We start from the raw sequence: 6,536 nt of genomic DNA on the forward strand, positions 1-6,536 counted from the left end.
GCGCATGATGCGCGACGCCAAGATCACCCAGATCTACGAGGGCACCAACCAGGTCCAGCGCATCGTCATGGCACGCAACCTCCCGTAACGCGGCCGTACTTCCGTACCCGGTGGCCCCCCGTCCTTCCCGGACCGGGGGCCACCGGCGTACGCGCACCGTCCGTCCGCCCAACATCCTTGTATGCCAAGGATGTTGGAGTCCGTCCGGTGGTAGCTTGCAGGACGGCTGCGAGCCGCCGACGACGCAAGGAGCCCTGAAGCCATGTCACAGTCCGATCTTCCCGCCGCCGAGGACGAAGGCGTCGCGCGCATCAACCGGCTGCGTACGGATGTCTCGCACTCGGCCCGTATCTGGAACTACTGGCTGGGCGGCAAGGACCACTACCCGGTGGACGAGGAGGTCGGCGACCAGATCCTCGGATTCGTGCCGGCGCTGCCGCGCTCCGCGGTGGCGGACCGGGGCTTCCTGTCCAGGGCGGTGCGCCACCTGGCCGGGGAGGTGGGGATACGCCAGTTCCTCGACATCGGCACCGGCCTGCCGACGGCGGACAACACGCACGAGGTCGCCCAGCGGGTGGCCCCGTCGTCCCGGATCGTGTACGCCGACAACGACCCCCTGGTCCTCACCCACGCCCACGCGCTGCTCACCAGCACGCCCGAGGGCGCCACGGACTACATCGAGGCGGACGTGCGCGACCCCGAGACGATCCTCAGGGGCGCGGCGCGGACCCTGGACCTCGACCGCCCCGTCGCCATCACCATGCTGGGCATCATCAACTTCGTGATGGACACCGACGAGGCCGTGTCCATCGTCCACCGGCTCCTGGACGCCGTTCCCTCCGGCAGTCACCTGGTGATCTCCCACCCCACCACCGAGGTCGACGGCGAGGCCATGACCCAGGCGGTCGCGTACTGGAACAGCCAGGGCTCGGCCCCCATGACCCTGCGCAGCCGGGACGACCTGACCCGTCTCTTCGACCGCGTCGAACTCCTCGAACCCGGCATCGTCTCCTGCTCCCGCTGGCGGCCCGAGGTCTCCGACACCAAGGACGGGGCGCCGGTGGAGGTCACCCACTTCGCCGGGGTGGGCAGGAAGCCGTGACATAGGCCCCGAGCGGGTCCGAGGGCGCCTCCCCGCGGGGCGCCCTCGCTCCGTCGCCCGGTCAGGCGAAGAGCGGTTCCAGGGCGCGCTCCAGGTCCGGTGCCCGGCGGAAGTGCACGCCGTGCATGCCCAGCGCGGCGGCCGCCATCACGTTCTCCTCGGTGTCGTCCACGAACAGGCACCGCTCGGGGCGCGCGCCCGCCCGGGCCGCGGCCAGCTCCAGGATGCGCGGGTCCGGCTTGGCCAGGCCCACCCGGGCGCTGCTGACGACGTGGTCGGCGAGATCGGTCAGCCCGAGCGAGTCGAGGTCGGCCTCCAGGCCCAGGGTGGCGTTGGTGACCAGGACCAGCGGCACCCGGGTGCGGGCCCGGCGCAGCAGCGCCACCACCGTCTCGTCGGCGTGGAAGGGCGACTCCAGCAGGGCGGTGCCCAGCTCCCAGGCCGTCGCCTCGGGCACCAGGCCGGTCAGGCCCTCCGCGATGGACTCCACCCACTCCTGCTCGGTGGCCAGGCCCAGCAGGACCGGCAGGTCGACCTCGGGGGCGAAGGCCACCTTCATCGTGGTGCCCTCGGCCAGCCCGGCGGCACGCTCCAGCGCCTCCAGGCCGGCCGGGTCGAAGTGCCGTATGACGTTGTCGACGTCGCACAGGACGGCGTCGAAGGGCGGTCTCGGCCCGGGAAGGGTGGTCGGCTCAGTCACCGGACACCGTGACCTTCTCGTCGTTGTTCAACTCGTTCACCAGCGTCTTCACCTTCGCCTTGTCCCAGACGAGGTTGCCGCCGGTCGAGCCCGAGATCGGCATGTTCATCGACGTGCCGTCACCGCCGTTGACACCCTTCATCGCGAAGAACATGGAGCCCAGGTCCCACAGGCTCATGTCCTTGTCGACGATCAGGGAGTCCAGGCCCGCGCCCATGGTCGGGTAGAACTTGAACGGGTTCAGGATCGTCGCCGGGGTGGCCACCTGGTGGGCCAGTGCCGCGAGGAACTTCTGCTGGTTCTTCGTGCGCTGGAGGTCGGACGTGGCGAAGGCGTGCCGGGTCCGTACGAAGGCCAGCGCCTCCTCGCCGTTCAGCGTCTGCTTGCCGGCCTGGAAGTCGGCGCCGGAGTACTTGTCCTTGAACGCCTTGTCGATGGTGATGTCCACCCCGCCGACCGCGTCCACGATGCCCGCGAAGCCGGCGAAGCCGATCTCGACGTAGTGGTCGATGTGCAGACCGGTGTTGAACTCGACCGTGCGGACCAGCAGCGTCGGGCCGTCCGTGGCGTACGCGGCGTTCAGCTTCGTGTGCTGACCGCGGCCCTGGTAGGTCTTGCCCGACTCGGAACCCTTGTACGTGGGTATCTCCACGTTCGAGTCACGCGGCAGCGATATCAGCGTGTCGCCGCTGCTGCCCACGTGCAGGATCATCATCGAGTCGGTGCGCTTGCCCTCGGCGGAGCCGGTGTGCAGCGCCTTCTTGTCGGCGGCGGTCAGGCCCTCACGGCTGTCGGAGCCGACGATCAGGTAGTTCGTGCCGTCGCCCGACTCGGGCCGGTCGATGACCGTCGAGAGGTCGACCTCGCGGCGCAGCTTGCCGTCGGCCCAGAAGTACGTGCCGATGGTCGTGACCACCAGCACGCTCACCACGGTGATCGCGGTCCACTTGATCCGGCGGCGCCAGTTCGGCCGGGGCCGCCCGTAGCCGCCGGGATCCTCGGGACCGCCGGGGCCGCCACCGGGGGCGCCGTAGACCTGGCCCGTGTTGTAGCCGCTGTCGTAGCCGTCGTCGTAGCCCTGGCCGCCGGTGTACGACGGCTGGTGCGGGACGCCACCCCCGTACGGCGGCGCGGACGGGCCGGGGCCGTAGCCGCCGCCCTGACCGGGCGGAGTCGCCGGACCGCGGCGGACCTGCCGCATCACACGGGCGCTGTCGGGCTGTGCGCTCGCGCTGCCGCGTCCGCGCCGGCTGCCGCCGTTCTCGTCGGACCATCCCTCGGGCCAATCGCTCATGGGCCCCAGTGTGCCGGGACCTGGGGTGTGCCCCACAAGAGCCGTCGGAAAATCAGGGCCCGGCTGTTGCCAAGCTGACACAAATTCCCTGGATGTCGCCTCGGCATAGGGTGGGGGTCATGACAGACCAGGTCTCAACAGCGGAATCGGATACCTCGGATATCCCGGGCAAGCCGACCTCCGCGTCCCGCACCACCCTCAGCCACATCATGACCCACAACGACACCAACCTCCTGGGCTCGGTGCACGGCGGAGTGATCATGAAGTTGGTCGACGACGCGGCCGGAGCGGTGGCCGGCCGGCACAGCGGCGGCCCGGCCGTCACCGCGTCCATGGACGAGATGGCGTTCCTGGAGCCGGTCAGGGTCGGTGACCTGGTGCATGTGAAGGCGCAGGTCAACTGGACCGGCCGGACCTCGATGGAGGTCGGGGTGCGAGTCCTGGCCGAGCGCTGGAACGAGTCCACCCCGGCCACCCAGGTCGGCTCGGCCTACCTGGTCTTCGCCGCGGTCGACGCGGACGGCAAGCCGCGCCGGGTGCCGCCGGTGCTTCCGGAGACGGAACGCGACAAGCGCCGCTACCAGGAGGCCCAGATCCGCCGCACCCACCGCCTCGCCCGCCGCCGGGCGATCATGGAGCTGCGGGCCCGGCGGGCGGCGGAGGGCATCGAGGACTGAGCGCGGCGGGAACCGGGCGCGACCAGGACTGAGCGCGGCGGGAACCGGGCGCGACCAGGACTGAGCGCGGCGGGAACCGGGCGCGACCAGGACTGAGCGCGTCGGGGAGTCCCTACGCGCAGCCCACCTCGTCCCCGCGGACCGCCCCGAACTCCCCCTGCCGGGGATCGTCCGCCCGCACCCTGCGCACCTTGCGGAAGTCCGAGCCGGCGATCACCTTCAGCACCGGCCCCTGGCCGCGCACCGCCCGCAGCTCGCTGCCCGGCAGCGCGACGGCCAGGGACTTCGCCGAGCGGTCCCAGCGCGGGTCGTAGACGACGACCGTGCGCCTGACCGTGCGGTCGGCGGCGTTGGCGGGGCGCCGGGTGGTGAGGAAGCCGGTGGCGGTCAGCGCCGCGTCCACGCGCCTGCCGAGCCCGGCGGTGGCGGTGCCGTTCTCCACCTGGACCCGGATCTGCTGCGGGGCCACCGCGACCCGGGCCGCGGCGTTGCGCGGCGGCGGCCGGTGCGTGGCCAGCGGCCTGTCGTCGCGCAGCGCCTGGAAGAGGCGCTCGGACCTGACGGGGTCCCACTTCAACGTGGAGCCGATGCCCTTGACCACGTATCCCATCTGGCCGATGGGCACGGTGGTGAACTCCGACGAGGACGGCGAGAAGTTGCGCATCGCCCGGCCGAGGTCGAGCAGCTCGTCCGTGCCGAAGCCCTTGTCGGCGCGCACCGAGCCGAGCACCGCCCGCGTGACGTCCCGGAACCGGATCGGGTTCAGCAGCACCCCGGAGGACGTGGCCCGGTCCACCAGCGCCGCCAGGAAGCGCTGCTGACGCTGCATCCGGCCGAGGTCGGAGGCGCCGTCCACGTGCCGGGAGCGGACGTACTGGAGGGCCTGCCCGCCCATCAGCCTGTGGGTGCCGGCCGGCAGGTTCAGTCCGGTGTAGGAGTCCTTCATCGGTACGGCGGTGCAGATCCGCACCCCGCCGAGCACGTCCACCGTCTTCATGAAGCTGGTGAAGTCGACCTCCAGATAGTGGTCGATCTTGACGTGGGTCATGCTCTCGACCGTGCGCACGGTCAGCTGCGGCCCGCCCTCCGCGTAGGCCGCGTTGAGCTTGATGGGGTGGCCGGCGTGCGGTTGGCCGGTGGTCTGGTCGATGTGCGCGGGTGTGTCGGCGTAGCTGTCGCGCGGCAGGCTCACCACGCTCGCCCGCTCCAGGTTCTCCGAGATGTGCACGATCATGATCGTGTCGGTGCAGTGGCAGGGGGCGCCGCCGAGCCGGAACCTGCGCCGCTCGGCCTCGCTGATCCGGTCCCGGCCGTCGGTGCCCACCAGCAGGACGTTCATGCCGTGGCCCGCGCGCGGGCGGTTCTTCATGTCCTTGAACGGGTCGACCCGGGCGATGCCCGCGTCCAGGCTCGCCACCACCGAGTGCCCGATCCCGGCGGCGGCGAGCACCACCACCGACAGCGTGGTCACCGCCCGCATGGCCCAGCGCGGCCTTCTGCGCCGCACGGGGGGCCGCGGCGCGCGACGGGCCGGTTGCGGTCGGCGCCGCGGCCGGGCGGGGGAACGGGTGGGGGTGGACAAGAGGGGCACCTCCGGACGAGGCCGTACGCGATCCGTGTGCACAGTAGGCCCATACGATCTCCCGCCCGGGTCGGAGCACCCGGCGGCGCGCGCCCGTGTCCCCCGTTCGCGGTAACGTGAGCACCGATGAACGCCAAGTCCGACGTGCAGTTTCCCGCCGTTTCCGTGATCATGCCCGTCCTCAACGAGGAACGGCATCTCCGGCAGGCAGTCCGAGCGATCCTCGCCCAGGAGTACGCGGGCGAGATGGAGGTCGTGATCGCCATCGGTCCGTCCACGGACCGTACGGACGAGATCGCCGCCGAGCTCGTGGCGGAGGACCCGCGGGTGCACACCGTGCCCAACCCGACCGGTCGCACGCCCGCCGCCCTCAACGCCGCGATCAAGGCCTCCCGTCATCCGGTCGTCGTCCGCGTGGACGGCCACGGCATGCTCTCGCCGAACTACATCGCCACCGCCGTACGGCTCCTGGAGGAGACCGGCGCGCAGAACGTCGGCGGCATCATGCACGCCGAGGGCGAGAACGACTGGGAGCACGCGGTCGCCGCGGCCATGACCTCGAAGATCGGCGTCGGCAACGCCGCCTTCCACACCGGTGGACAGGCCGCCGCGGCCGAGACGGTGTACCTGGGCGTCTTCCGCCGCGAGGCACTGGAGCGGCAGGGCGGTTACAACGAGGAGTTCATCCGCGCCCAGGACTGGGAGCTGAACTTCCGGATCAGGGAGGCGGGCGGCCTCATCTGGTTCTCGCCCGAGCTGAGGGTGTCGTACCGTCCGCGCCCCAGCGTGAAGGCGCTCGCCAAGCAGTACAAGGACTACGGCCGTTGGCGGCACGTGGTCGCCCGTTACCACGAGGGCTCCATCAACCTGCGCTACCTCGCCCCGCCGGCCGCGGTCTGCGCGATCGCCGCGGGCCTCGTCGTGGGTGCGGCCCTCACCCCGTGGGGCTTCGTCGTGCCCGGCGGCTACCTCGCCGCGATCGTCGCCGGATCGGTGCCCGCGGGCAGGGGGCTGCCGCTGAAGGCACGGCTCCAGATCCCCGTCGCGCTGGCCACCATGCACATGTCGTGGGGCTGGGGCTTCCTCACCAGCCCGCGGTCGCTGGCCAGGAAGGTCATCGCGTCCCGGCGGCCCGCGGTCGTCGCCGCGCAGGCGTAACGCCCCAGGCCCGGACATACGGC

At 71.5% G+C, this 6,536-nt stretch carries 7 protein-coding genes; 4 read left to right on the forward strand and 3 right to left on the reverse strand.

What is annotated here, in order from left to right; all coding sequences use genetic code 11:
• Window positions 1-88 (forward strand): acyl-CoA dehydrogenase family protein (locus tag ABT085_RS42270; RefSeq protein WP_157846636.1); only part of this gene is annotated, 88 nt, incomplete at its 5' end.
• A 174-nt stretch (window positions 89-262) separates the two neighbouring features.
• Complete coding sequence (locus ABT085_RS42275) at window positions 263-1,102, forward strand: SAM-dependent methyltransferase (RefSeq protein ID WP_351621231.1); 840 nt, start codon at window positions 263-265, stop codon at window positions 1,100-1,102.
• Between the two features lie 61 nt (window positions 1,103-1,163).
• Here ABT085_RS42275 and ABT085_RS42280 read toward each other — a convergent pair whose 3' ends face one another.
• Window positions 1,164-1,802, reverse strand: a complete 639-nt coding sequence (locus ABT085_RS42280; RefSeq protein WP_351621234.1) for an HAD family hydrolase — start codon at window positions 1,800-1,802, stop codon at window positions 1,164-1,166.
• A complete protein-coding gene (locus ABT085_RS42285; protein WP_351621237.1) occupies window positions 1,795-3,096 on the reverse strand; it encodes an LCP family protein in 1,302 nt (433 codons plus the stop codon). The genes ABT085_RS42280 and ABT085_RS42285 overlap by 8 nt, the downstream gene beginning before the upstream one ends.
• 92 nt (window positions 3,097-3,188) lie before the next feature.
• Between ABT085_RS42285 and ABT085_RS42290 the strand changes: the two genes are divergently transcribed.
• Window positions 3,189-3,773 (forward strand): acyl-CoA thioesterase, encoded by a 585-nt coding sequence (locus tag ABT085_RS42290; RefSeq protein WP_502982952.1) that lies wholly within the window; start codon window positions 3,189-3,191, stop codon window positions 3,771-3,773.
• Between the two features lie 112 nt (window positions 3,774-3,885).
• Here ABT085_RS42290 and ABT085_RS42295 read toward each other — a convergent pair whose 3' ends face one another.
• Window positions 3,886-5,355: an LCP family protein gene (locus tag ABT085_RS42295; protein WP_502982953.1), complete on the reverse strand. Its 1,470-nt coding sequence runs from the start codon at window positions 5,353-5,355 to the stop codon at window positions 3,886-3,888.
• A gap of 126 nt (window positions 5,356-5,481) precedes the next feature.
• On the opposite strand from ABT085_RS42295, the gene ABT085_RS42300 reads away from it, so the two are divergent.
• On the forward strand, window positions 5,482-6,513 hold the full coding sequence (locus ABT085_RS42300; RefSeq protein WP_351621252.1) for a glycosyltransferase family 2 protein: 1,032 nt from the start codon (window positions 5,482-5,484) through the stop codon (window positions 6,511-6,513).
• Window positions 6,514-6,536: the final 23 nt, after the last annotated feature.

This window comes from Streptomyces sp. NPDC002265, from assembly GCF_040296125.1.
In the GTDB taxonomy this organism is placed as follows: domain Bacteria; phylum Actinomycetota; class Actinomycetes; order Streptomycetales; family Streptomycetaceae; genus Streptomyces.

Bases quoted from the DNA above. Each gene is read 5' to 3' on its own strand.
- ABT085_RS42275 (WP_351621231.1), top strand. From the start codon at position 263: ATGTCACAGTCCGATCTTCCCGCCGCCGAGGACGAAGGCGTCGCGCGC.
- ABT085_RS42285 (WP_351621237.1), bottom strand. From the start codon at position 3,096: ATGAGCGATTGGCCCGAGGGATGGTCCGACGAGAACGGCGGCAGCCGG.
- ABT085_RS42300 (WP_351621252.1), top strand. From the start codon at position 5,482: ATGAACGCCAAGTCCGACGTGCAGTTTCCCGCCGTTTCCGTGATCATG.
- ABT085_RS42290 (WP_502982952.1), top strand. From the start codon at position 3,189: ATGTCGCCTCGGCATAGGGTGGGGGTCATGACAGACCAGGTCTCAACA.